Source organism: Methanoculleus sp. UBA430, assembly GCF_002506585.1.
GTDB lineage: Archaea > Halobacteriota > Methanomicrobia > Methanomicrobiales > Methanoculleaceae > Methanoculleus.
In genome coordinates this window covers 211,234-235,229 of record NZ_DAXW01000001.1, presented here as the reverse complement: position 1 = coordinate 235,229, position 23,996 = coordinate 211,234, and the positions used below count along the sequence as shown (strand labels likewise).

The window sequence follows — 23,996 nt, the reverse complement described above, 5'->3', positions numbered from 1 at the left end:
AGAACGATACGACCCGGGATGTGTGCCCGGCGGGTATGGGAATCGACCACCCCTTTCGATACCCACCGGATCTCACCTCAATTCCCGAAGCGCTCACTACGCCGTGCAGTTCAGGTCATCATAAAGGCTCTGCTGTTCCTCCCGGACGGCCTGTACCTGCGGGCGGATGGCCTGGATGGCTTCGATGACGGTCACATCGTCGGGAAGGTCCTCTACGGCCTGATTGAGGTTATCATAGGCCGCGTTGAGATCGTCGACCCGGATGTTGGCGAGCTCTCCTGCGGATTCCCTGACACTCTCCATGGCGGACCGGACCTGGTCCCGTCCCTCCCGAATATCTCCCACTGAAGTCCTCAGGCTCGTGTTCTCCATGCTCTCAAGCGCCACTCTGAGTTCTTCGAGGTCCTGGCAGAGCTGCGCCTCCGCCTCCTCCTCAGACGGCTGGACACATCCGGCACCGGCACAGGCCAGGATGAGGATCAGCAAGATCGAGAGTACTCCCGTTTTCTTCATGCCTATCTCCCGGGCAGGATGACTGCCCGGAGCCGAATGATAATAGCAGTTATATAAAATTATCCCAATGCATTGCGGCGAACCGGGTGTTACGCAACGGTTCTCCCGTATTCCCGCATACCGGGGAAAACAGCGGCAGATACCCATCGTTACGAGCAAAGAGGGGGGAGGTCGTACCTCCACGCCCGGGATGCTATCCTGCCCCTCCCTCCGGTCACCCCGGCAACCGGAACGAAACGACGATCGCCGTGATGCCCCCGACGATGGCGAGCCCCGCAAGGAGCAGCACCAGGCCGACAGCCGCGACGAGCGGGTTTGCGATCAGGACCAGGCCGAAGATGATGCTCAGGATGCCGAGGATCCCCGTTCCCCACCCGGGACCGGAGAACCCCTGCGCCATGTAGACCGCCCCGATGATCAGCCCCTCCACGCCGATGATGAGGGCAAAGACGGTCGGGACGAGGATGGCGCTATAGAGGGGATAGGTGAGGACGAGGATTCCTGCAAGGATACCGAGGATACCGACCAGCAACTTCCAGCCCCGGCCCGTTCTATCCGTAAACAGGCCGATGAGCGCGACGATACCGTTGAAGAGCCAGTAGAAGCCGAGGAACGTGACGAGGAGCGTCAGCGTCTGGATGGGGTAGATGAAGAAGAGAACGCCAAAGATGACCGCGATAACGCCGAGCAGCAGCACGAGCCAGCGTGACGGGGCCAGAGCAGCGCCGGACTCATAGGTGCCGGCACCGAACTGCGTGTTAACCATAACAACACCGTGCGGAGAGCACGCTACCACCATATAGAGGTATCTGCCCCCCGGCCACCCGGCCCGGCGGAGTGAGCGGTACTCCACCGGGCCGGTGCATCCGTTATCGGGCAGCAGGCCCTTCTACCGGCCGGGGAGAAGAGCCCTTCTTCCTGTAGACGAGCCTCCGCGCTCCCTCCCCCAGCACCTGTTCGGGGGTCATATACCCGGAGATCTGGATGATCCGGGCGACGAGCCCCGTCCACCCGGTCTGGTGGCTGGCGCCCACGCCGGCACCGTTGTCGCCGTGGAAGTACTCGTAGAAGAGGAGGTAGTCGCGCCAGTTGGGGTCGTCCTGGAACTTTTTAGTGTAGCCGAAGACCGGGCGCCGATCGCTCTCATCGCGGAGGAAGATCCGGGTCAGGCGCCGTCCTATCTCCTTGCTCACCTCAAAGAGGTTCATCCGGTTCCCCGACCCGGTCGGGCATTCCACAGTAAAGTCGTCCCCGTAGTAGGCGTAGAGGTTTAACAGCGCCCGGATCAGCATGACGTTCATCGGGAACCAGATCGGCCCCCGCCAGTTGGAGTTCCCGCCGAACATGGCCGAGTTGGAGTCGGCCGGCAGGTAATCAACCCTGTATTCCTGCCCGTCCTGGTAAAAGATATAGGGATTGTTCAGGTGTGCCCACGAAAGGGACCGGATCCCGTAATCGCTCAGGAACTCGTTCTCGTCCAGCATCCTTGCGAGGACCCTTCGCAGCTTCTCCTCGGTGAGGAGCGAGAGGAGGAGCCGTCCTCCGACGCCGGGCCGGCCGGCGTTCGCGATCGTGGACGTCATGCGCTCATGATACTGCCTGAACCACCTGGCCCGCTCTATGAACTCCGGCATCTGCTCGATCATCTCCCGGGTAAAGACCGTGCTTGCAGCAAGCGGCAGCAGCCCCACCAGGGACCGCACCTTGAGACGTGTCGCGCTGCCGTCGGGCAGGCGGAGGAGATCATAATAGAAGCCGTCCTCTTCGTCCCACATCCCATCGAGGCCCTCGCCCATGCTGTTCATCGCCGAGGCGATCCAGACGAAGTGCTCGAAGAACTTGGTCGCCATCTCCTGGTAGACCGGATCGTGGACGGCGAGTTCGGAGGCGATCTCCAGCATCGTCTGGGCAAAGAGGGCCATCCACGCCGTCCCGTCGGCCTGCTCCAGGTAACCCCCCGTGGGCAGGGGTGCGCTCCGGTCAAAGACCCCGATGTTGTCGAGGCCGAGGAACCCACCCTCAAAGACGTTCTGGCCGGTGCGGTCCTTGCGGTTCACCCACCAGGTGAAGTTCATCAGCAGTTTCTGAAACATCCTCCCCAGGAACTGCACGTCCCCGGCGCCCAGGATCTCTTTCTCCGTGCGGTAGATGAAGAGGGCGGCCCAGGCGTGCACGGGGGGGTTGACGTCGGAAAAATTCCATTCATAGGCCGGAATCTGGCCGTTCGGGTGCAGGTACCGCTCGCGCAGCATCAGGTCGAGCTGGTTCTTGGCAAAGTCCGGGTCCACCATGGCAAGGGCGAGGGTATGGAACGCCAGGTCCCATGCCGCATACCAGGGGTACTCCCACTTGTCGGGCATGGATATGATGTCGGCGTTCACCATGTGGAACCAGGAGTTGTTCCTGAGCGAGGACCGCTGGCCGGGATCGTGCCCATTCAGCCAGCGGTCGACCTCGTAGAGGTAGTACTGCTTCGTCCAGAGCATGCCGGCAAGCGCCTGCCGCATCACGTTCGCCGCATCGGGGCCGACCGACGGCGGGGTGATGTTCTCGTAGAATGCGTCCGCCTCCTGCATTCGCTCTGCGAACACGCTCTCAAAGGCGCTCCCGAAGAGAGGGCTCTCCTCCGAGGGCGGGGCCTGGTTCAGCCGCAGCCGTATCGTCTGCGCCTCCCCCGGAGCGAGGGTCAACCGGTAGTGTGCGGAAGCTTTGGTCCCGGACCCCTCCGGGTTCACGGCATCGGCCCGCCCCGAAACGATGCAGTCGTTGATGCCGTCTTTGGCGAACGGCGAGGCGTTCGGGGTGCCGAAGAGACGCTCCGTGTTGGTCTCGTTCTCGGTGAAGAGAAGTTCGGGGGCGCCCTCGCAGGAGAGATACCGCTGTCCGAGAGCGGGGTGATCGGCCGCGATCACGCCGGTCCCCGGTGGACCCTCCGCCCTCCGGAGGGACGGCCTCTTGCCGCCCTGCTCCCAGGTGTTGCGGAACCAGAGGGTAGGGAGCACGTGGAGGGACGCCTCCTCCGGGCCGCGGTTATGGACGGTGATCTGCACCAGGATATCCTCCGGGGACGCCTTCGCGTACTCCACAAAGACGTCGAAGTAGCGGTCGCCGTCGAATATCCCGGTATCGATGAGCTCGTACTCCAGGTCATACCGGTTGCGCTGGCGGTTGGTCTCGACGAGGTCGTTGTATGGGAACGCGGCCTGCGGGTACCGGTAGAGGTACTTCATGTAGGCGTGCGACGGGGTGTTGTCGAGGTAGTAGTAGTACTCCTTCACGTCCTCGCCGTGGTTTCCCTCGGCGTTCGTAAGGCCGAAGAGCCGTTCTTTGAGGATGGGGTCGGCACCGTTCCAGAGGGCGAGCGCAAAACAGAGGAGCTGGGAGTCGTCGGAGATGCCCGCAATCCCGTCCTCCCCCCACCGGTAGGCGCGGGACCGGGCCTGGTCGTGCGTGAAGTAGGCCCAGGAATTGCCATCCCACCCGTAGTCCTCCCTCACCGTTCCCCACTGCCGTTCGCTCAGGTAGGGCCCCCACCGCCGCCAGGGGATACGGCTGCTGCGGATCTCGAGCAGCCGTTGCCCCTCGGCCGTGCCGGGCACAAACGTCACAGGTGTCATGCGCGAGTCAGACTATCCGTCAGATAATATATTTTTCGAGGAATCAAAATCCGGGTTGCCCCAATGGCACCTTGCAGCGCCTCGTCCCGTGTATCCGGGAGAACCGGCGGTCCCGGCTCACGGGGCGTGGCCTGCCGATGCAGCGGCGGGAATGCACCCTGACCGCTACGGCAGGCGGACCACAAGAGGCCCTTGCCGCTGGCGCCATCCCGACCCTCCTGTTTTCCCGTACGGAGGCCACGCTGCCCGTACCGGCGCCGGGCAGTTAGGTTAATATATGCCACCGTCACCTGACGGAATCGATTCAAGGGCTGAGATCATGAATACTTCCGCAGATCCGGCTCTCCGGACGCCGGCAGCAACCCCGCAGGGGGTGCTCCTGCCGCTTGCGCTCGCCCAGTTCATCTGCAGCTACGCCACCTCGAACATGAACGTGGCCATAAACGACATTGCCACCGACCTGGGGACGACCGTCGGCGGCGTCCAGACGACCATCGCCGTCTTTACGCTCACGATGGCGGCCCTGATGATCCCCGGCAGCAAGCTGACGGACATCCTGGGCCGCACCTACCTCTTCAGGCGGGGCCTCATGGTCTACGGGGTGGGAGCACTGGTAGCGGCAGCGGCGCCGGGGCTCGGGGTCCTGATCCTCGGCTACTCGCTCCTCGAAGGCATCGGGACCGCGCTGCTGATCCCGCCGGTATACATCCTCGCAACGATCTTTTATCCCGACCTCACCTCACGCGCCCGGGCCTTCGGCGCGATCAGCGCGGCGGGCGGCATCGGGGCGGCGGCAGGCCCGCTGATCGGCGGGATCATCACCACCACGATCAGCTGGCGCGCCGCCTTTGTCGTGCAGGCCCTCGTCGTCGGGATAGTCATCATCCAGAGCAGGAAGATCGTCGACCCGGGCGTGCAGGGCGAGAAAACCGCCTTTGACATCGTCGGAACCATCCTCTCGGCGGCGGGACTCTTCTTCATCGTGGTCGGCATCCTGCAGGCCTCGACCTACGGCTGGGTCAGGGCCGGCCAGGATTTCGTCATCGGCAATACGGTCGTGATCCGCGAGGGCGGCATCTCCCCGGTATGGATCTTCGTGCTCATCGGTGTGGTCTTACTCGCCCTCTTCTTCCGGCATATCCGGGCCAGGGAACGGGCGGGCAAGGAGCCTCTGCTCTCCACCAGGCTGTTTAAGAACCGCACGTCAAACCTCGGCCTCATCACGCAGAACATCCAGTGGCTGGTCCTGGTGGGCCTCTCCTTCGTGGTCTCCGTCTACCTGCAGACGGTGCGGGGCTACAGCGCGATCGAGACCGGCCTGATCCTCACGCCGGCCACGATCGGTGTTCTGCTCTCCTCGATGGCCGCAGGGAGGCTGGCACGGAGGCGTCCCCAGGCGCTGCTGATCCGGCGGGGCTTTGTCGTGACGGTGGCCGGCATCCTCCTCCTGCTGCTGCTGGTGCGGGAGACCTCGAACGTCCTTACCTTCGTGCCGGGTCTCTTTCTGGTCGGTTTCGGCGTCGGGGTGATGCTGACCTCCTCGGTCACCGTCGTCCAGTCCGCCTTTCCCGAAGAGGACCAGGGGGAGATATCGGGCCTCTCGCGCAGCGTCTCGAACCTGGGCTCCTCGCTCGGCGTGGCCATTGCGGGAACCGTCATCGTCTCCAGCCTTGTTGAGGGGAACCTGGGCTATGCCCTCGCGCTGGTAGTTCTGGTGGTGTTTGCGGTTGGAGGTCTTGCAGCCGCGTTCCTGCTGCCCGCGACGCCGGTGCCCCCGGCCCCGGAGCCCGGGCCCGGCCCGGCCTGACCGGCAGGTACTGCGCCCGGTACTCCTGCCCGTCCTGGTATACAGCGGCTCTCTTCACCGTCCCTTTCCGGCCGACGGATTATGAGGGCGAACGAGTGCCCGTGCCGGGGCACCGTCGCCGCCGAGGATCTTCAGCGGCAGGCAGACCAGGTCTACCGGGCCCGGCGACACCTCCTTCAGGTTCAGCCCCTCGATGATCCAGATCCCGGCATTGAGCAGGGTCCGGTGAATCTTCACCCCGTCCGCATGGAAACCACCGACAGAGAGGTAGTCCACGCCGACCAGCCGCACCTGCCGCCCGGCGAGGTATTCGGCCGCTGCTTCCGAGACGTACACGAAGTCTTCGACGAATGCGCCGGTATCCCAGCAGTGCTCCGAGTTGTGGGTCCTGAAGAGGACCCGCTCGCCGGGCCGGATGGCATGCCCCTCCAGCTCGCCGGGTTCGATGGACGTGCGGTCACGGATGGGGATGACCCGCGCCGGACCGATGCTCGCGTCCAGCGGGATGTCGCCGATCCCGGTGCCGCCGCGGACGAAGTGTGCGGGGGCATCCATGTGGGTGCCGGTATGGGCACCCATCTCGAGGAGCGACACCGTGCTCGGGTCGCCCCGCTCCATGCTCAGTGCATGACTGATCCTGACCGGCGGGTCCCCGGGCCAGGTGACCATCCCGGTCTTCAGCGTGACCGAAACGTCGATCCAATCTGAAACCATCATATCCTCCCTTCTCATGGCGTGATGCAGGACTCCCCGGTCAGATCGCGGCAAACTGGACGATGACCTTGATGTCGCCGGGTCTTCGCACGAGGGCATCCTGAAAATTCTCCGGCCTTTCCCGTCGTGTAATGAGGCGTGCCAGCCACGCCCGGTCGGCATGGGCCAGGGCTCTGCCGGCCTTGTACCAGTGCCGCTTGTTGGCATTCACAGTACCCACGATGGCGATGTTCCGGAGCACCGCCGCCGCGGCGGAGTCAGCCGTGGGCGTCGTAGGTGGCTCGCCACCCCCGCCGACACCCGTGAGGCAGATGACGCCGCCGGGTGCCACCTGGTGAATGGTCCGGGCGATGACCTGCCCGACACCGGTGCACTCGATGATGATGTCCGGTTCGAAGCCGACGTCCGCGACGGATTTCGAGTGATACGTCGCTCCGAGAGCCCTGACGGCCTCGGGCTTGGGACCCGACGTATTGCGATCATAGACATGGACATCCAGTCCTGCCAGCACGCCGATGAGGGCCGCGAGAAGGCCGACGGGCCCCGCGCCGGTTATGAGTGCATTCTCCGGTTCCCAGAACGAACGCTGGCCGACCTCCCGCACCATCTCCCAGGCTTTCGCGACGACCGTCGTCGGCTCAAGGAGGACGCCGAGGATCCCGAGATCGGGGTCTACTTTCATCGCGTACTCGGGTTCGATCCTCCACCGCTCGGACATGAACCCGTCGATCTCCTTGATGCCGCGTTCAGTGTAGAGGCCGTTGGCGCACATATCCCACTCCCCGACCGCACAGTTCGGGCAGGGGACCGGGTCGGGGCGCCGGACGATTCCCACCACCAGATCCCCGGCTTTCAGCCCCGACCTCGGTCCGGGATCGATGACGCGGCCGAGCGACTCGTGCCCCAGAACGAGCCGCGATTTGCCCGGAGGCGCCCAACCGTATTTTCCCGCTACGATCTCGGCATCGGTCCCGCAGACGCCGACGGCGATCGCTTCCACGAGCACCGAGCCGTCCCGCATATCCGGTTCGGGGACGTCCTCCAGCCGTGCGGTCCCTGGTTTTTTCGGTTCAACAGTAATCGCTTTCATCTTTTCACCTCAGGGCCTCTATCCCGCGTCCAGGAGGGGAAGGCCCCCGGAATCGAAGCCTCTCCTGATACTGCCGTGCTTCCTCCCGGCTACCCGGCCTGTCCCATCACCCGCCCGGGCGCCCACGGGACCGGAAGTAGGCCTCGATCTGCTCCAGAGACAGCCCTTTCGTCTCCGGCACGAGTTTGAAGACGAAGAGCCACGCGAGCAGGGCAACCAGGGCGTAGAGGAGGAAGACCCCCGACTCCCCGATGAGGTCCACCAGCGAGAGGAACGTCGCTGCGATGATGAAGTTTGCGGCCCAGTTCGTGACCGTCGCGAGGCTCATGGCCAGTCCCCGCACGCTGAGCGGGTAGATCTCAGCGATGAGCAGCCAGAAGATCGGGCCGAGGCCCAGCGCAAAGGCGGCGACATAGATGATGAGGCTTGCCGCGGTGACCTGCCCGAGCGAGACGGCTGCCCCTCCGGCGCCGCTGTTCTCGAGGGCGAACCCGACCCCGAGGAGCAGCATGGCGATGCCCATCCCGGCAAGGCTCCAGAGGAGCAGCGGCCGGCGCCCCGCCCGGTCGACGAGCCGGATGGCGATGAAAGTCACCAGGACGTTCACGACGCCGATCCCGACCGTCGCGGCGATCGAGGCGGTCGCCTCCGTAAGGCCGGCAAACTGGAAGATGGTCGGAGCGTAGTAGATGACGGTGTTGATCCCGGTCGCCTGCTGGAGGATCGCGAGGCCCACACCCAGAAGCAGCGGGAGCCGGACAGCGGGCGCGACCAGGTCCGACAACGTCCCCGCCCCTTCAGTGAGCACGCTCCTCTCGATCTCCCCGAGCTCGTCCGAGACATCCGCGGTGCCGCGGATCTTTCTGAGGACGGTTGCATCACGCCCGCGAGGAACATCGCCCGCCAGTCGCCGGCCGCCGCAAAGTAGTAGTTCACGCCGTAGGCGATCAGGATGCCGACCGTTATCAGGAGCTGGTTGAGCGAGACGAGGGCGCCCCGGATGTGTTCCGGCGCAATCTCCGAGATATAGAGGGGCGCGACGAACGATGCGACGCCGATCGCGATCCCGATCAGGATCCTGCCGACGAGGAAGATGGAGAAGATGGGGGAGAGAACGACCACGACCGTGCCCGCGAGGAAGATCAGCGATGCGGCCAGGATAGAGCTGCGGCGCCCCACCCGGTCGGAGAGAGGCCCCCCGAAGAGCGCCCCGATGATCGCGCCCATCAGCACGGCGCTCACCGCCACCTCGGTTATGATACCTGTCAGGCTGAACTCCTCGCTGATGAAGAGGATCGCCCCGGAGATGACGCCGGTATCGAACCCGAAGAGGATCCCGGCAACGGCGGCAACGGCGGCGACGACGAGGACGAACCCCGTGACACGGCCGGGTTCAGATGCCATAGGGGCCCTCCTCCCCGCTATGGGGCCTCTGCCGAACGCGGCCGGGCGGGTCATGGAACCCCGCCGTAGGGGGAGGGGGGATCTCGCAGAATAACAGGAATACTCTGTCACCGGAGACTGCCGGAGATCTCATCGCGTCCAGTTGCAACTCAGGCACTTAAACCTGTAGGCCAAAGACGGCTATCACGGTTCTTCGCGCCGCTCCGGCATGAGCGAATGCGGCATCCCCGCCCGAGAGGCGGGGTAGTTCACTGTCTCCAGGAGTTCGAGGCCGATGAGGACCAGCAGGAAGTAGCCGAGGAGGCCGAAGAGTTCCTCACTGTCGAACCGGTAGATGGAGATCTCAAACACCCCCACGGCCACCATCCACCCCAGTTCGAGGAGCGTGAAGAAGAGCAGCACTACCAGGAATGCAATCAGCGCAACATAGACAAAATGCTCAAACCGCTCCACGAGACGGCGCATGCATAATCATCGTGCAGGTCCGCACAAATAAGTGCCGGAAACGTCGCTGTTTTGCGCCTGCGGGATTCCCCGGGTCTGCACGGCACCATGGAGCATGCTGCCCTGCAGGTGCACGGGGCGCGGGAGATGCTTCCGGGCAAGGTTCATATACCGATGTGGGCATCCTATGGCACGCCGGAATGGTAAGGCCTCCGGGGTTCATACCGGCGTCCGGGTGGAACGATGGAGAGCTCCAGGGTGATTGACGGGGTCCGGAAGGGATTTCGGGCAATCGCCATCGCCTTCGTTCTCGCCACCCTGATACCCGTTGTCCTCGCCCTTCTCCTCTCGGTCCCGGTCGGGAGGGTCTTTTCCCTGATCGTCTCCACCCTCATTCTCCAGGCAAACGCCGCCTTCATCGGTCTCTCGCTCGGCTTAAATCCCCTCTTCATCCTCGTGGTCATGACGTTCGTGGAGGTCGGGATCGTCCTTGCCATCTACGAGATCCTGGACGTGTTTGCCGAAACTTCGGAGAGGGTCCGGAGTTTCACGAAGAGCACGGAGGAGAAGATGGCGAGGTATCCGGTCCTGCACAGGTACGGCGCCGTCACGCTCATTATCCTCCCCATGCTCCCGGTGATCGGGCTCTACTCGAGCGTCGTCATCGGGTGGCTTTTACGCTGGAACAAACTCCAGTCGATCTTCTTCGTCACGCTGGGATGGATCCTCGTCACCGGCTTCCTCCTGCTCGTGGCGCTCGGGTTCGTCCGGGTGGTCTTCTGATGCAGGCGGCGGGATAGCATGCCCGGACTCATCGGTATGGACTGGTCGTTTGTCGCGGGCGTCATCTACCTCCTCAACACCCTCTTTGCGATCGTCGTCATCTTCTTTGAACGGAGAAACCCTACGGCAACCCTGGCCTGGCTGATGGTGCTCTTCTTCCTGCCGCTGATCGGGTTCGTGCTGTACCTCTTCCTCGGCCAGAACTACACCAGGCAGCGGCTGTTCACCCTCAAGGCAAAAGACGACGCCGCCCTCAGGGCGATCTTCGAGGAGCAGCACCGGAGACTTCTCGAAGGGCAGTACCGGTTCTCCAGCCCGGAAGCGGAACGGTACCGCGACGTCATTCTCGCGCTTCTCCAGAGCAACCGTGCGTTCCTGACGGAAGACAACCGGGTCGAGATCTACACGGACGGAAACAAGAAGTTCGAGGCCCTGTTCGCCGCAATCCGGGATGCACGCCACCATATCCACCTGGAGTACTTCATCGTCAACAACGACGAACTCGGGCGGGAAGTCGTGCACGCGCTCGCCGCGAAGGCAGCGGAGGGGTTGGAGGTCCGGCTGCTCTTCGACGCCCTGGGGACCCGGGCCGGGGGCGGGTCGCGGGCGGCGTTCCGGGAACTGACGGATGCAGGCGGCCGGATCGGCGTCTTCTTCCCCTCGGTCTACCGGGTCAACTACCGCAACCACCGAAAGATCGCGGTCATCGACGGCAGGATCGGCTTCATCGGCGGGTTCAATATCGGGGACGAGTATCTGGGCAGAGGGCCTCTCGGCTACTGGCGGGATACTGCCGTGAAGATCACGGGACAGGCCGTGAAGCTGCTGCAGCTCCGGTTCTTCCTCGACTGGCACTTCGCAGTCGGCGAATACCTGAGAGCAGACCCGGCCTATTTTCCCGGACCGGACGGCGATGGCACCACTGCCGTCCAGATCGTCTCCGGCGGCCCGGACACCCGCCGGAGCCCGATAAAGGAGGGCTATATCAAGTTGATCAACGCCGCCCGCGAGTCCGTCTACCTCCAGACCCCCTACTTCATCCCCGACGACAGCATCTCGGACGCCCTGCGTCTCGCGGCTCTCTCCGGCGCCGATGTCCGCCTGATGATCCCCTCTAAGCCGGACCACCCCTTCGTCTACTGGGCGACCCTCTCCTTCGCCGCCGATCTGCTTGACGCCGGCGTGCGGGTCTACACCTACGATAACGGCTTCATTCATGCAAAGACCATCGTCGTGGACGGGAGAGTGGGCTCCGTCGGGAGCGCGAACTGGGACGTGCGGAGCTTCCGGCTGAACTTCGAGGCGAACGCTTTCTTCTACGATGCGGCCGTTGGGGAGGAGTTGAAACGACGCTTCCTCGAGGATATTGCCCAGAGCACCGAGCTGACGCTGGAACGGTACGGCAGGCGCTCCCGCCGGACCAGGTTCAAGGAGTCGGTATCGCGGCTCTTCTCACCCCTCGGGTGAGGAGGGGAGGAAGAGCATCGGCATTGCCCGCTCACGCCTCAGTCTTCCCGATCCGCCGGAGAGACCTCATGCAGATCCCGGCCGGGCAACAGATCGAGATATATAGTTGAACCGGCATCCTGCTCCGGAGGCGCACGATGTCTCTTGGTCCGGTCGAGTATATGGTCATCGAGTTTCCGGGAAACCAGTTCAAAGGCGAGATCATCCCGGCGTTGCGTGAGGTGGTCGATAAAGGCGTCATCCGCATCATCGATCTCGTCTTCATGAGGAAAGACGATCAGGGCAATATCAGCGTGATGGAGCTTGCCGACCTCCAGAAGGATGCGGCGGATGCATTTGCCCCGCTTGCACGGGAGGCGAGCACACTCTTTGCCGAGGAGGATGTCGAGAAGGTCAGCGCAGTCATGGAGACGAACAGCTCCGTGGCGCTGCTCCTCTTCGAGCACGTATGGGCAACGAGGTTCCGCGATGCCGTTCTTGCGGCCAATGGGAGGCTGATCGCAGGCGAACGTATCCCGAAAGAAGTGGTTGACGCCGCGCTGGCATGGAAGCCCGAAGAGCAGGAAGCACTGGAGGCGGCACCATGAGAGGCGGCCGGCCGGGCCTTATCGGCACCGTGGCCCGTACCGCGGTGGTCGCGGGGACGGCCACCGTGACCACCCGGGCTGTCGATAAGAGGATGCAGCAGAGGGAGATAAAGAAGGCGGCGCAGGCGCAACAGACAGCACCATACGAGGAGCAGGCTCCCCCCGCCCGGGCGGGGATAACCCAGGAGGAGAAGATGGCTCAACTCCGGGAACTCGCGGAGCTGAAGCAGATGGGGGCCCTGACCGAGGAGGAGTTCCAGCAGGAGAAGCAGAAGATCCTTGCGCAGTAGGGCAGCCGGATCCACCGCTAATCTACTGATGCCGGCCCCCGTCACCATACAGATGAGCAGACCGTACTGCTCCGCAGACGACCGGCTACTACGGCTCTTCCCGCCCCTCGCACACCAGCACGCCGTCGTCCGGGGGGAGAGCATGTGGCAACCCCGCCCGGCGTATGAGGTAGTAGTCGCCGCAGAGGGCAATGACGATCAGCGCGATCCCGATGAGCTCGCCCGCAGTCGCCGAACCGAGGGGGGTAACCTCTCTTGCGATGACGATGATCGCGACGAGGAGTTCCCTTCTGTCAAGGTAGGCCTTGATCGTCTCCATGGGTTCCGGGCCGATGGGGATCAACAGGAAGTATCCGAAGAGGTCCAGAATGTCAAGCCGATAGGCGGACTCGTCGATCAATCCTTCGACCACCAGCCAATCTAATTCGAGGAGCGTGAAGGAGAGCAACACGATCCGGGATATGATGAGTACGACGTAGGTGAAACACGCAAATAACTCTACGAAACGGCGTATGCATAGGATCTGCTGCCGGTCCGCATAATTAGGTGACAAAAACGCCGCAAATTTCCATTTGGGGGATCTTCAAGGCTTCACGCGGTGCAGGGAGGCACCATGCTCCCGGAGAGACGGGGAGATAGTCTGCCCCGGGGCAAGATTCATAGGGCGGAGAGCACATTCCACGGCATGGCGGCATACCGCGAACGCCGGGGTTCATCCCTCTCGCAGCATTCGGGTTCGTCCAGCTGGTCTTCTGACGTGTATGGTGAGGACCTCCCGGAGGGGCACCGGTTTTATCCCCCGGCCGTTCCCCCCGGCACCGCCCACGATAAGGCAGAAGCGCTCGTGGAGTTCTTCGCTTTCTGCAAGATGATGGGCACGTTCGGTCTCGCGAAAGGCACTTCCTGATCAGTACCGGGCTTCGTCCCCGGTTACGGGATCAGAGTGAAACAGGTAGGCTCTCCCCGGCACCTGCGTAAATATTCTGCCCTAACTTGTCATTCATCGCTCCTTTGTCATCCGTTCGGTCTCATATCGCGGTTTGGGAGACCGTTCTCCCGATGACCGGGCCCGGAAAGGCCAAAAGTCATTTCGATGTATGGTTACTGGCTCTACATGACCGGCAGCGGGACGCTCTGCGCCATCAGTGCCTGAGAGACTGCTGTCCGGCCCAAGGCAACCCCCCTCTTCATCCGGAACCGGCAGCCTGCCGGACCTCTCCCGGAACCCCCTCTACTTCTTCACCGCGTACACCAGGTGGACCGTGCCGTGCTCCATCGGCACGGCTTTCCGGAGTTCCAGCGCCGCCCGCCCCCCGGCCCGGTCGAAGAGCTTCTTCTCACCCTCGCCAACGATGACCGGGTGGACGATCAGGCTGATCGTGTCGGCAAGCCCCTCCCGGATGATGACGTTGTTCAACTCGGGGCCGGTATCGGAGACCACCCGTGAGACCCCGAACCGTTCGCCGAGCTCCCATAAGGCCCCCCGGAGGTCCACCCGGTTCCCGCCGCAGCGGATGAACGGGTACTCCCGCTCGCGGAGGTAGTTGAGGTAATCCCTCGGCGTCGCCTCCGAGACGAGGACGACGATGTCCTTCGTATGCTCCATGCTCCGGTAGAAGTGGAGCAGGCCCTTCAGGTACCCTGCGGTCGAACCGGGTGTGCCTCTCTCTGACTGCAGCGTGCTGCCGTTCGCAGAATCCTGCAAGCGTCTGGCGGGAGTGCCGTTCGATCCGTGTGGCGCAGGGACTGTCCTTCGGCGCTCTCAAGGATCCGTCCATTCCTATCTTTGCCGTTACGCCCATACGGAGGGCTGCAATCTCCAAATAAAATCCTTATCGCAAACACCAGTAACGGGGCGGAGCCACGGGCCGGGGACCAGCGTCCCGGTCGAAAAACTCGCATAAATTAATATATTTAAATTAACTTGTTTAATTAATAATGATCAATTATTTATATCCGGGCGATGAGATCGATCCTGACCATATCCTACCCCCATCCGGATGACCGGTCATCGAGAGCAGTGATCTCTATGTATGGAATCGCACCTTTTGAGAATTTACCGAATGCCGGAGCAGGAACGAATTGCAAAGCCGGCATCACGGCATTATGCCTTCTTGTCCTCTGCAGCCTTCTTGCCGCACCCGTTTCGGCCGGCATGACCACGACGGATGTGACCGTCACCAAGCTTGCTTCCGACGGAGTGACAGTCCTCAACCAGACGACGGTGGACTGGCAGTGGATGAAGGAGAACCTCCCGGTAATCGGCGACGGAGAGACGATCTACTATATGCAGGGTCCGATCTTTGAGGATGCCTGGAATGAAGCCCACCCGGGTGAGACATACGACCCGTGGAACCCGACCGAGGACGTCAACCTGATCTATAAGGACCACGGGGAGTTCATGGGCACCGACGTTGCAGATCTGCTCGACCTTGTCGGCGGTGCGGAACCCCAGGATAGGGTGAAGTTCGTCGCATCGGACGGGTTGCCGAAAGAGTGGCCTGCAGAGTACATCTACAGCCCCAACGCGAGGCAGGGACCGTTCTGCCTTGCCTGGTATCACGGGAGCGACACCGGTTATGTGAACCAGAGTTTCACCGATGGGATGCGTCTGTACTTCCTGGGGGAGACGACCAACGCAGACGGCATGCATGTCTGGGGCAACTGGGATATGCATGAGTCCTGGGCCGAAGATTACTGGTACTACTATTCCGGGATCTATCCTTCGGCAAGCGGCGTCTCGGTGCAGAACATCAAAACCATTACTATCTACAGCAACGAGACACCCCGGACGCCGATAGCCGATTTTACGGCTGAACCGGTTGCAGGGGAGGCCCCGCTCACGGTGCAGTTCAACGATACCTCGGCAAACGTCCCGACGGAGTGGGATTGGGACTTCGGGGACGGCATGGCCTCCGCCGAACAGAACCCGAAGCACACATACCAGAACGATGGAGTCTATACGGTGATGCTCACCGTCTCCAACGACCAGGGGAGTGACACCTGCACCCGTGAGAACCTGATCGCCGTCGAGGTGGCCGGGCCGCATGAACCGCAGACGTACGTCGTCGATGCCGATGGAAGTGCAGACTTTACCACCATCCAGGCGGCGGTGGACGCCGCCCGAGCGGGAGACAGCGTCATCGTGAGGGACGGGACTTACCAGGATAACGTCGTCATCGGGAAGAGCATTGTGGTCCGGTCGGAGAACGGACCCGAGAAGACAATCATCCGCGTGGCGAGGACCGAGTCAAAGGACGATCATGTGATCTCCGTCACGGCCGACGGCGCCGTCGTCAGTGGGTTTACCCTGCGGGATGCTGAAACCGGCGGCGCCGGTCTGGGTGTATTCGATGCGACGGGGTGTACCTTCGCGGATCTGGTCTGCACGAATAACAGCCACGGGATCTCCCTGCACGCAGCGCCGGGTAACGAGATTCTGAACTGCTCCTGCAACAATTGTTACCGCGGCGTCGATCTCTATGAGGGTTCGGACGATACGCTTGTGACAGGGTGCAACCTGAGTTATAACGCCGATTACGGTATCTGGGCCGAGTCTTCTGGTAGGAACCAGTTCATCTGGAACACCCTCGTCGGTGCGGAAGGCGGAGGGGCGATCAATCTCAGGGCGTCGTGCGACAATCTTATCGCCTATAACGTGCTCGACTGCTGTAACCCCCAGGGAGCTCACTGTCTTGTGGTAGAGTGGGGTTCGGAGAACAACACTGTTTATATGAACGATTTCTTAAGCAGCGTGCTCCTCGTGACTGTCGATGCCGGGCCGAACGCCTGGAACTCGACTGAACCGGTCTCCTATGTCTATGAAAACCGGACATATTCGGGGTATGTCGGGAACTACTGGGAGAACGTGGGTGGTCGCGGATATACCGGGGAGGATGCAGACGGCGACGGGATCGGGGACACGATATATTCGTTGCCAGTCCATTCGCCGGAGTTCTCCCCCCAGTATGACCGCTATCCGCTGGCGGAGCGGTTCGGGAACTACGTGGGAGAGGGCAACGTGATCCCTCTTTCTCAGGGCTGGAATTTTATCTCGGTGCCGCGAACGCTTGCATCTGGATTGGATACGGCGGCAGTCTTCTCCGGTGTTTCCATGGTCGGCCGCCCGATGTACTCATACGATGCCGTCGCCGGATGGAAGACGCTCCGTGCAGATGACCCACTCAGCCCGCTCATGGCGTACTGGGTGTACTCCGAGACACCCTGCACTGTGCCGCTCACTTTTGATCCGGACCCGGTCAGCACTCCCCCGGAGCGGACTCTCGCTCAAGGGTGGAACGCTGTCGGATTCACCGGTTTCTCTCCAACGTCGGCCCGGAATGCCTTCCTTTCGATTGTGGACGAGTGGAGTTGCGCCATCGGGTTTGGCGCCGGGGAGCAGCGTTATGAGGTTTCGTTCATCAATGGAGCACAAGGGGCCCATGGGGATGGACGCGACCTCGAGCCGATGCAGGGCTACTGGGTCTTTATGAGATCTGCAGGACGCCTCTGTGCAATCAGCGGGTGAGTTGCATGGGACGAACCGGAACGGCGGTGATAACACTCGTTCTTCTCTCTGCCCTGGTATCCTGGGCCTGGGCGATTCCCGCCCTCCCCTGCGCCTTCCATGGCAGCGTGACGATCGACGGGAACCCGGCCCCGGTCGGGACGACAGTTGCCGCCCTGATCGACGGCGAGACACGTGGAGAGATCACGACGACCGAGATCGGAAAGTATGGTAATTACGCGGAACTTGGAGACAAACTGGTGGTCGAGGGGGACGATGATGATGGCGGGAGGACGATCCGTTTCACGGTGAACGGAGTGTATGCCGGGGAAACGGCGACATTTAAGGCCGGTGACGGCCGTCGTTTCGACCTGAGCGTCTCGACGGGTGGCAGCGGCCCGTCTTCCGACGGTGGCGGCAGTTCTTCTGCCGGCGGTTCGGGGACCACGGCGCAGAGCACCACACCGACGACCGGACAGACACCGGGGGCCGGAGAACTTCAGACAACCTCTACGGGTACGGTGACCCGGTCGGTCACGGTGACGACGGAGGACCGCATCTGCACCCTGGCGGTGGCGTCGGGCGTGGTCGCCACCGGTGCCGACGGGAAGCCGCTCCGGGAAGTGATGGTTGAAACGGTGAACGAAGGCGCCGTACCGCCGGTCCCCGGCGGTGCGACCTATGCGTTTGCCGGCCGTGCGGTGAAGTGCGGGCCAGCGGGGGCGGTGTTCAGTCCTGCCGTCCCCCTCACCTTCACCCTCAGCGAGGAAGAGTGGTCGCACCTCCGGGCCGCCGACCTCTCTGTCAGGTGGTACGACGCAGCGGCGGGCGAATGGGTCGGCCTGCCGGTCGAGGTGGACGCGGCCACGAGGACGGTGACGGCGAAGGTCTCGCATTTCTCGGTCTTCGCCCTGTTTACCGGGGAGACAGCGTCTTCGCAGGCGGTTGAGACGCCCCTTGCCGAGGCTTCGGCCGGCGAGACCGGAGCTCCTGCAGGTGGACCAGGGTCCGACACCATCCCCGGGGCGGCTCTGGCCGGGATCCCGGTGCTGATCGTCGCTGTCGGAGCCATTTACATCCTGCAGAGACGCAAGAAATCCCGGTGATCCGGGGCGCGCAGGTAAGCCCTCCGCGGCACCTGCGTAAATATTCTACCCCAATATATCATTTATCGCTCCTTTGTCATCCGTTCGGTTTCATATCCCGGTTCGGGGGGTCGTCCTCCCGATGGCCGGGCCCGGAAAGGCCAAAATTCATTCGATTTAAGGCTGATCTTTCGGGCTCCACAATATTGCATATACATCGCCTGGATATCGATTAGCTTCGGTTTACGTGGCACTCCTCATAGATGCGAATCTGACTGATAAACCTTGTTTATTAAACACACTATATTATATCGTTCGTTACTGAAATTGGAATTGTTTAAAGAGGAGTGTAAAAAAAACATGCTCTCCAGAAAAAGACTTCCCTCGCACCGGGCTGCATTCATTGCGGTCATGACGATGAGCATTGTACTGCTCGTCCTTGTCACGCCTGTCGTGGCGGCAACAACGAGCGTGACCGTAACGAAGTATGCCGATAACAACTACTCGCAGAGTGTCGATTCCGAGACCTTCAACCTCGCCGAGCTGCAGGCGCTCTCGTCGGTCTACAGCAACGGGCCGGTCTACATGCAGGGCCCGACCTTCGATCCGGGCGACCCCTGGGGCGACGGCGGCCAGAACATGATCAACTTCTATGGTCACAACGGTTCCCGGGTCAGCAACATCACCGATGAAGTCGGCGGCATGAGCGACGGCGACGAGCTCAAGGTCCAGTCAAGCGACGGGTTCCCCCTCTACTTCGGCTACGACAACGTCTACACACCGAACAGCAGTCAAGGCGACATGATCGTCGCCTGGTGGGACTCTGATTACGGCTTCGTCCCCCATTATACCTACGGGATGAGGCTCTTCTTCTACACCCCGGCGTCTTCCCCCGGCGTCGACGATTCGCTCAACCTGACGCTCCGCGATATGGAGGCGTCGTTCGATCCCTGGTATCGTCACAACTATACCGATAGCAGCGGCAGCTGGCCGTCGGCAAAGGGTCTCTCGTCAAAGTACGTCCAGTACCTGAAGATCTACCCGCCGCACCGCTACGACTTCAACACTACCGGCGACACCGTCGAGTACGCGTATGAGGGCGGCGTCGGCGCCTCTCCGGGCCTGAACAACCCGAGCGGCACCACTGTTGACACGTCGAAGATCGCAGACGACGACAACGACGCTGACGAGTACAACACATTAACCCTCGGCGAGTACGCTGCCCAGCGCTTCGTCTTCAACGTCACCGAGAGTGCGGGCAACATCGAGAAACTTGCCGTCACCTGGGTCGGGACCAGCAGCCACGACGACTCCAGTGCCGACCAGGGCGCCACCACCTACATCTGGAAGGACGGTACCGGCTACGAGGCGCTCACCGGCGACATTACCTCAGACATCGTCAACTACGTCGTCAACGGGAATGTCACAGTGCTCGTGAAGCAGAACGTGACGCATGTTTATGAGGAGGAGGAAGATCTGTCTTCTCGCGTTGCAACCGACTACGTAGGGCTCGTGGTGACCCATCACCACGCCAACTAACCCTTTTCTTTGGTGATTACAATGAAAAAATCGATTGGAATATTCTGCCTTATCCTGCTTGCTCTCCTCGTCGCACCAACTGCGGCCGCGACCCTCTACGTCGACGACGACGGTGGAGATGGGGTTTACACCACTATCTCGGAGGCTCTGGGCGCCGTTACAGAGGGCGACACAATCTTCGTCAGAGCAGGGACCTACCCGGCATTTTATAGCATAACCGTGCCTAATCTCACCATTAAGGGTGAGGGGGCCGCTTGTGTCACAGTGGATAGCACAGGAAATAGTCTCAATATCGGAGAACAGGGGGCCGGAACAACATTCGAAGGACTTAGGATCCTCAAAGCCGGTCAGGTGGCGACATATGGTTCAGATTGCATTATCAGAGACTGTGTCTTTGACGGGCTGACAGGATCAGCCACCATACTAATTCGTGCGCCGAACTGCACCTTTGCAAACAACAGCGTTCAAAACCTATTATCTCCTACGACCAATACAGGAGTCAATGTATACAGTGCATCTGCCAGGATCGTCAACAACACCTTCGTCAACATACCTGTGACCACCAGCGCCCTGTATATCAGGAAAGAATCTACAAATGCAACCATCGAGGACAACCTCTTCGAGAACTGCACAGGATCTCGCCCTCTCACCCTTCGTGAAGTAACAGGCTGCACCGTCGCCAACAACACCTTCAAGAACACTCACAATGAAGCAATTAGACTATGGAAGACAACGGCAACCGACAACGTTATTACCGGGAACTCTTTTGGTGGCACCGCCATCTGCTTCTATGACACCGGCGACGGAAACCGGTTCTACCTGAACAACAATATATCGGGTGCTGTTCTTTACACGGACAGCACCGCCCCGACCACCACCTACTGGAACGCCACCACCCCGGTCACTTACACCTACAAGGGCACGGAGTACACCGGCTACCCCGGCAACTTCTGGTCGAATTACACCGGCGACGACACCGACGGCGACGGGATCATCGACACCCCGTACGTCCTCCCGGACGGCCTCGGCACCGACCATGCACCCCTGGCGGGAGCGTGGAAGGACGGCAGTATCGCAGCGCCGGTGCAGGAGCCGACGACCTGGTACGTCGACGACGACGGGGGTGCGGACTTCACCACCATCTCCGATGCGGTCTCGGCATCGACCGTGGGCGACACCATCGTCGTGAAGGACGGTGCCTACACCGAGAACGTCCTGGTGGACAAACTGCTCGTCATCCGCACCGAGAACGGTTCCGATGCCGTCACCGTCACGGCTGCGGCCCCCGACAAGCCGGTTTTCGACGTCGACGCCGACGGCGCAACCGTCGAAGGGTTTGCAGTCCGCGGCCCGACGAACGAGCACATCGCGGGGATCGAGATCGTCGGCTTCAATAACTGCGTCGTCACCGGCAACGACTGCGCCGGCTGTTATAACGGCATCCACCTCGGCGGCACGGCAGCGAACAACACCGTCGAGAAGAATTCCTGCCACGAGAACACCCGCCGCGGCATCAGCCTGCGCGACACCGCCCACGACAACCTGATTTACAACAACACCTGCGAGAACAACGCCGACGACGAGATCTGCGCCAAAGACCAGGCTGCAGACAACATTATCTGGGCCAACACCTTCGACGGCACCGTTGAACTCGCCACCGCGAACACCTACCACTCCCCGGCCGAGGTGGCCTACACCTATCGCGGCACGGCATACACCGGCTACGTCGGCAACCATTACTCCCTCTACACCGGCGCCGACACAAACGGCGACGGCATCGGCGATACTCCCATGTCGTTTGGCACCTACGCGGACGACTACCCGATGATGGGTTCATGGCAGGACGGCATCATCACGTATACCACCCCTTCAATCGCCAGGATTGCCCTTTCGCCCGATTCTGCGGCACTCGTGCTCGGTGAGACGCAGCAGTTCGACGCCACCGCCTACGATGTAGCGGATGCGCCTGTTGTGGAGACCGTCTTCGTCTGGGCCTCCTCAAACACCTCGGTCGGCACGGTGAACGCCACCGGCTTCTTCGAGACCCTCGCCGTCGGCACGACCGATGTCACCGCCACCGCAGGCGGTATTACCGGTGCGGCAACCGTCACCGTCGCCGCAGCGACCGCCGCAATCGAGTGGGCTCCGTATGTCACCGGCACCACGACGACAACGGCCACGATCCACTGGCGGACCGACCTTCCGTCGAACGGTAGCGTTGAGTACGCCGACGAGACCTACTACGCCGCAAACGGCGGCTACGAGCACACGATCGACGATCCCTCGGTGACTGACCTCCATCACGTAGACCTCGCCGGTCTCGCTCCCGGCACCCGCTACCATTACCACGTCGTCGCCGAGGGTACCGCTACCGGCGACCGCACCTTCAGCACCTTCCCGGAAAGCGGAGAATTCACCTTCATCGTCTACGGCGACACCCAGGAGTCCCAGAGTTTCACCCAGCTCGAGCGGCATAGCCTCGTTGCCGAACGCATCGCCGCCGAAGAACCGCTCTTTGTCCTTCACCTCGGCGACACCGTCAACATGGTGGACGATGCGGCCGAGTGGGAGAGATTCTTCGAAGCCGGTGACCCGGTCTTCGCGAACACCAGCTTCTTCCCGGCCCTCGGCAACCACGAAGAGAACAGCAGCGCCTATTACGACGCCTTCGGCATGCCCGAGTGGTACTCCTTCGACTGCGCCGGGGCGCACGTTGCCGTCCTCGACTCCAACACCTGGATCGGCGACCGGATGGACGACGAGACCGCCTGGCTGGAAGCGGACCTTGCTGGCGAAGACGGCTGGAAGTTTGTCGCCTTCCACCACCCGCCCTATACTTCAGAAGGGCGCAATCCCGGCGGCAACATCTACCTGCGTGAAGAATGGGGGCCGGTGATCGCCAATGAAAGCGTTTCGGCCGTCTTTTCCGGTCACGTCCATGCCTACGAGCGCTATCTCGTCGACGGCGTCAACTACGTCGTCACCGGCACAGGCGGCGGCCCGCTCTACCCGCTTTCGACCGAAAGGCCGGACGGCTACCAGAACAGCCTCGAGCACACCCTGGGCTACACGAAGGTGATCGTCCATGAAAACGGAAGCGCCACGATGGAGTTCGTTGAGGTGGCTCTCGTCTCGGACGACAATAACGAGGTGCTCGAGATCTACCCGGACGGGATGAGTTTTGATGCTTTCACCCTGACGGTACCCGAAGCCCTCCCCGACCTTGCCGTGACCTCTCTTGAGGTCCCGGCATCGGCCTCCACCGGAACCACCTACACAGTGACGGCAACGGTCGAGAATACTGGTGATGCAGCAGCGCCCGGGACGGCCGTCGCCCTCGCCGTCGACGGAACAGAGGTCGGGCGGAAGGAGATCTCCGCACTCGGGCCCGGCGGCAGCGCTACTGTGGCCTTTGCATGGACACCGTCCGCCTCCGGGACCATGGAGGTTGCCGTCCAGGTCGATCCGGACTGCACGGTGACCGATGCCAACCGGGCGAACAACCTTCGTTCCGGGAGCGTAGCGGTCGAGGGTGGGTCTATCGGCCCCTCCATAAACGATACCATCGTCCTCAGCCGGGGCTGGAACTTTGTCTCGACACCGAGAAGGCTCTCGGCAGGAAACGATACCGCTGAGATATTCCTCTCTGTGGATATGGCCGGCCGACCGCTGTATGCTTACGATGCCGCGACCGAAACATGGCTTCAGATGAACCCGTCCTCTCAGGTCCGCCCGCTCCAGGGTTACTGGGTCTATGCCGACCAGGACGCATCGGTCCCGCTCTCGTTCAACGAAGATCCGCTTCAGGCTCCGCCGGAAACGACTCTTTCCCGGGGCTGGAATGCGATCGGGTTCTCCGATACGATCCCTGCACCGGCACGGGATACTCTGTCGTCCGTCGGTGATGCCTGGACGACCCTGATCGGCTACGATGCCGGAGCCGGTGTGTACGAGACCTCAATGATCAACGGCGCTACGGGCCTTCACAGCGATATGGGGGAGATGAAGCCGATGCAGGGCTACTGGCTCTACATGACCGGTAGCGGGACGCTCTGCGCCATCAGTGCCTGAGAAACTGCTTGCCCGGTCTCAGGCAATCTCCTCTTCTTCCGGAACCGGCAGCCTGTCTGACCTCTCCCGGAACCCCCT

General features: G+C 62.0%; 19 protein-coding genes and 1 pseudogene. 10 read left to right on the top strand and 10 right to left on the bottom strand.

The window, feature by feature from the left end:
• Window positions 1-96: 96 nt before the first annotated feature.
• The 3 genes from BRA49_RS01185 to BRA49_RS01175 all read right to left on the bottom strand — a co-directional run bounded on the left by BRA49_RS01185 (window position 97) and on the right by BRA49_RS01175 (window position 4,130).
• The gene (locus tag BRA49_RS01185; RefSeq protein WP_292382714.1) at window positions 97-513 is read right to left on the bottom strand and encodes a hypothetical protein; all 417 of its coding nucleotides are present in this window, start codon (window positions 511-513) and stop codon (window positions 97-99) included.
• Window positions 514-727: 214 nt separating this feature from the next.
• A complete protein-coding gene (locus BRA49_RS01180; RefSeq protein ID WP_292382712.1) occupies window positions 728-1,279 on the bottom strand; it encodes an HdeD family acid-resistance protein in 552 nt (183 codons plus the stop codon).
• A 103-nt stretch (window positions 1,280-1,382) separates the two neighbouring features.
• Complete coding sequence (locus BRA49_RS01175) at window positions 1,383-4,130, bottom strand: MGH1-like glycoside hydrolase domain-containing protein (protein ID WP_292382710.1); 2,748 nt, start codon at window positions 4,128-4,130, stop codon at window positions 1,383-1,385.
• A 319-nt stretch (window positions 4,131-4,449) separates the two neighbouring features.
• On the opposite strand from BRA49_RS01175, the gene BRA49_RS01170 reads away from it, so the two are divergent.
• A complete protein-coding gene (locus BRA49_RS01170) occupies window positions 4,450-5,937 on the top strand; it encodes an MFS transporter (RefSeq protein ID WP_292382709.1) in 1,488 nt (495 codons plus the stop codon).
• A 54-nt stretch (window positions 5,938-5,991) separates the two neighbouring features.
• Here the strand turns inward: BRA49_RS01170 and BRA49_RS01165 are convergent, their stop codons facing one another.
• The 5 genes and pseudogenes from BRA49_RS01165 to BRA49_RS01145 form a co-directional block, all read right to left on the bottom strand.
• Window positions 5,992-6,651, bottom strand: coding sequence for a cyclase family protein (locus BRA49_RS01165; protein ID WP_292382707.1), 660 nt, complete (start codon window positions 6,649-6,651; stop codon window positions 5,992-5,994).
• A 40-nt stretch (window positions 6,652-6,691) separates the two neighbouring features.
• Window positions 6,692-7,741 (bottom strand): glucose 1-dehydrogenase, encoded by a 1,050-nt coding sequence (locus BRA49_RS01160; RefSeq protein ID WP_292382706.1) that lies wholly within the window; start codon window positions 7,739-7,741, stop codon window positions 6,692-6,694.
• A 106-nt stretch (window positions 7,742-7,847) separates the two neighbouring features.
• The gene (locus BRA49_RS01155) at window positions 7,848-8,561 is read right to left on the bottom strand and encodes an MFS transporter (RefSeq protein WP_292382775.1); all 714 of its coding nucleotides are present in this window, start codon (window positions 8,559-8,561) and stop codon (window positions 7,848-7,850) included.
• 122 nt (window positions 8,562-8,683) lie between these two features.
• Window positions 8,684-9,145: pseudogene (locus BRA49_RS01150) on the bottom strand (MFS transporter); the annotation flags it as partial.
• 183 nt (window positions 9,146-9,328) lie between these two features.
• Window positions 9,329-9,610, bottom strand: a complete 282-nt coding sequence (locus tag BRA49_RS01145) for a phosphate-starvation-inducible PsiE family protein (protein ID WP_292382705.1) — start codon at window positions 9,608-9,610, stop codon at window positions 9,329-9,331.
• Window positions 9,611-9,832: 222 nt separating this feature from the next.
• Here BRA49_RS01145 and BRA49_RS01140 point away from each other — a divergent pair, with 222 nt between their 5' ends.
• The 4 genes from BRA49_RS01140 to BRA49_RS01125 all read left to right on the top strand — a co-directional run bounded on the left by BRA49_RS01140 (window position 9,833) and on the right by BRA49_RS01125 (window position 12,716).
• The gene (locus BRA49_RS01140; protein ID WP_292382703.1) at window positions 9,833-10,372 is read left to right on the top strand and encodes a small multi-drug export protein; all 540 of its coding nucleotides are present in this window, start codon (window positions 9,833-9,835) and stop codon (window positions 10,370-10,372) included.
• An 18-nt stretch (window positions 10,373-10,390) separates the two neighbouring features.
• Window positions 10,391-11,839: a cardiolipin synthase gene (cls, locus tag BRA49_RS01135; protein WP_292382701.1), complete on the top strand. Its 1,449-nt coding sequence runs from the start codon at window positions 10,391-10,393 to the stop codon at window positions 11,837-11,839.
• A gap of 137 nt (window positions 11,840-11,976) precedes the next feature.
• The gene (locus BRA49_RS01130) at window positions 11,977-12,426 is read left to right on the top strand and encodes a DUF6325 family protein (RefSeq protein ID WP_292382699.1); all 450 of its coding nucleotides are present in this window, start codon (window positions 11,977-11,979) and stop codon (window positions 12,424-12,426) included.
• A complete protein-coding gene (locus BRA49_RS01125; protein ID WP_292382698.1) occupies window positions 12,423-12,716 on the top strand; it encodes an SHOCT domain-containing protein in 294 nt (97 codons plus the stop codon). Before BRA49_RS01130 ends, BRA49_RS01125 begins: the two co-directional genes overlap by 4 nt.
• Before the next feature lie 88 nt (window positions 12,717-12,804).
• Here BRA49_RS01125 and BRA49_RS01120 read toward each other — a convergent pair whose 3' ends face one another.
• Entirely contained in the window at window positions 12,805-13,269 is a 465-nt protein-coding gene (locus BRA49_RS01120) for a phosphate-starvation-inducible PsiE family protein (protein WP_292382696.1), read from the bottom strand.
• A 60-nt stretch (window positions 13,270-13,329) separates the two neighbouring features.
• Here BRA49_RS01120 and BRA49_RS01115 point away from each other — a divergent pair, with 60 nt between their 5' ends.
• Window positions 13,330-13,623: a hypothetical protein gene (locus BRA49_RS01115; RefSeq protein WP_292382694.1), complete on the top strand. Its 294-nt coding sequence runs from the start codon at window positions 13,330-13,332 to the stop codon at window positions 13,621-13,623.
• Between the two features lie 324 nt (window positions 13,624-13,947).
• Here the strand turns inward: BRA49_RS01115 and BRA49_RS01110 are convergent, their stop codons facing one another.
• Window positions 13,948-14,322, bottom strand: a complete 375-nt coding sequence (locus BRA49_RS01110; RefSeq protein WP_292382692.1) for a dihydrofolate reductase family protein — start codon at window positions 14,320-14,322, stop codon at window positions 13,948-13,950.
• A gap of 549 nt (window positions 14,323-14,871) precedes the next feature.
• Between BRA49_RS01110 and BRA49_RS01105 the strand changes: the two genes are divergently transcribed.
• The 4 genes from BRA49_RS01105 (at window position 14,872) to BRA49_RS01090 (ending at window position 23,918) form a co-directional block, all read left to right on the top strand.
• On the top strand, window positions 14,872-17,244 hold the full coding sequence (locus BRA49_RS01105) for a NosD domain-containing protein (RefSeq protein WP_292382691.1): 2,373 nt from the start codon (window positions 14,872-14,874) through the stop codon (window positions 17,242-17,244).
• A 5-nt stretch (window positions 17,245-17,249) separates the two neighbouring features.
• On the top strand, window positions 17,250-18,329 hold the full coding sequence (locus BRA49_RS01100) for a hypothetical protein (RefSeq protein ID WP_292382688.1): 1,080 nt from the start codon (window positions 17,250-17,252) through the stop codon (window positions 18,327-18,329).
• 396 nt (window positions 18,330-18,725) lie between these two features.
• A complete protein-coding gene (locus tag BRA49_RS01095; protein WP_292382687.1) occupies window positions 18,726-19,847 on the top strand; it encodes a hypothetical protein in 1,122 nt (373 codons plus the stop codon).
• Between the two features lie 21 nt (window positions 19,848-19,868).
• On the top strand, window positions 19,869-23,918 hold the full coding sequence (locus tag BRA49_RS01090) for a NosD domain-containing protein (RefSeq protein ID WP_292382685.1): 4,050 nt from the start codon (window positions 19,869-19,871) through the stop codon (window positions 23,916-23,918).
• Window positions 23,919-23,996 lie beyond the last annotated feature (78 nt).

Coding starts and splice junctions, on each gene's coding strand:
- BRA49_RS01095 (WP_292382687.1), top strand. CDS start 18,726: ATGAGCATTGTACTGCTCGTCCTTGTCACGCCTGTCGTGGCGGCAACA.
- BRA49_RS01185 (WP_292382714.1), bottom strand. CDS start 513: ATGAAGAAAACGGGAGTACTCTCGATCTTGCTGATCCTCATCCTGGCC.
- BRA49_RS01130 (WP_292382699.1), top strand. CDS start 11,977: ATGTCTCTTGGTCCGGTCGAGTATATGGTCATCGAGTTTCCGGGAAAC.
- BRA49_RS01175 (WP_292382710.1), bottom strand. CDS start 4,130: ATGACACCTGTGACGTTTGTGCCCGGCACGGCCGAGGGGCAACGGCTG.
- BRA49_RS01180 (WP_292382712.1), bottom strand. CDS start 1,279: ATGGTTAACACGCAGTTCGGTGCCGGCACCTATGAGTCCGGCGCTGCT.
- BRA49_RS01100 (WP_292382688.1), top strand. CDS start 17,250: ATGGGACGAACCGGAACGGCGGTGATAACACTCGTTCTTCTCTCTGCC.
- BRA49_RS01170 (WP_292382709.1), top strand. CDS start 4,450: ATGAATACTTCCGCAGATCCGGCTCTCCGGACGCCGGCAGCAACCCCG.
- BRA49_RS01115 (WP_292382694.1), top strand. CDS start 13,330: ATGCTCCCGGAGAGACGGGGAGATAGTCTGCCCCGGGGCAAGATTCAT.
- BRA49_RS01145 (WP_292382705.1), bottom strand. CDS start 9,610: ATGCGCCGTCTCGTGGAGCGGTTTGAGCATTTTGTCTATGTTGCGCTG.
- BRA49_RS01140 (WP_292382703.1), top strand. CDS start 9,833: ATGGAGAGCTCCAGGGTGATTGACGGGGTCCGGAAGGGATTTCGGGCA.
- BRA49_RS01110 (WP_292382692.1), bottom strand. CDS start 14,322: ATGGAGCATACGAAGGACATCGTCGTCCTCGTCTCGGAGGCGACGCCG.
- BRA49_RS01125 (WP_292382698.1), top strand. CDS start 12,423: ATGAGAGGCGGCCGGCCGGGCCTTATCGGCACCGTGGCCCGTACCGCG.
- BRA49_RS01160 (WP_292382706.1), bottom strand. CDS start 7,741: ATGAAAGCGATTACTGTTGAACCGAAAAAACCAGGGACCGCACGGCTG.
- BRA49_RS01090 (WP_292382685.1), top strand. CDS start 19,869: ATGAAAAAATCGATTGGAATATTCTGCCTTATCCTGCTTGCTCTCCTC.
- BRA49_RS01165 (WP_292382707.1), bottom strand. CDS start 6,651: ATGGTTTCAGATTGGATCGACGTTTCGGTCACGCTGAAGACCGGGATG.
- cls (WP_292382701.1), top strand. CDS start 10,391: ATGCCCGGACTCATCGGTATGGACTGGTCGTTTGTCGCGGGCGTCATC.
- BRA49_RS01105 (WP_292382691.1), top strand. CDS start 14,872: ATGACCACGACGGATGTGACCGTCACCAAGCTTGCTTCCGACGGAGTG.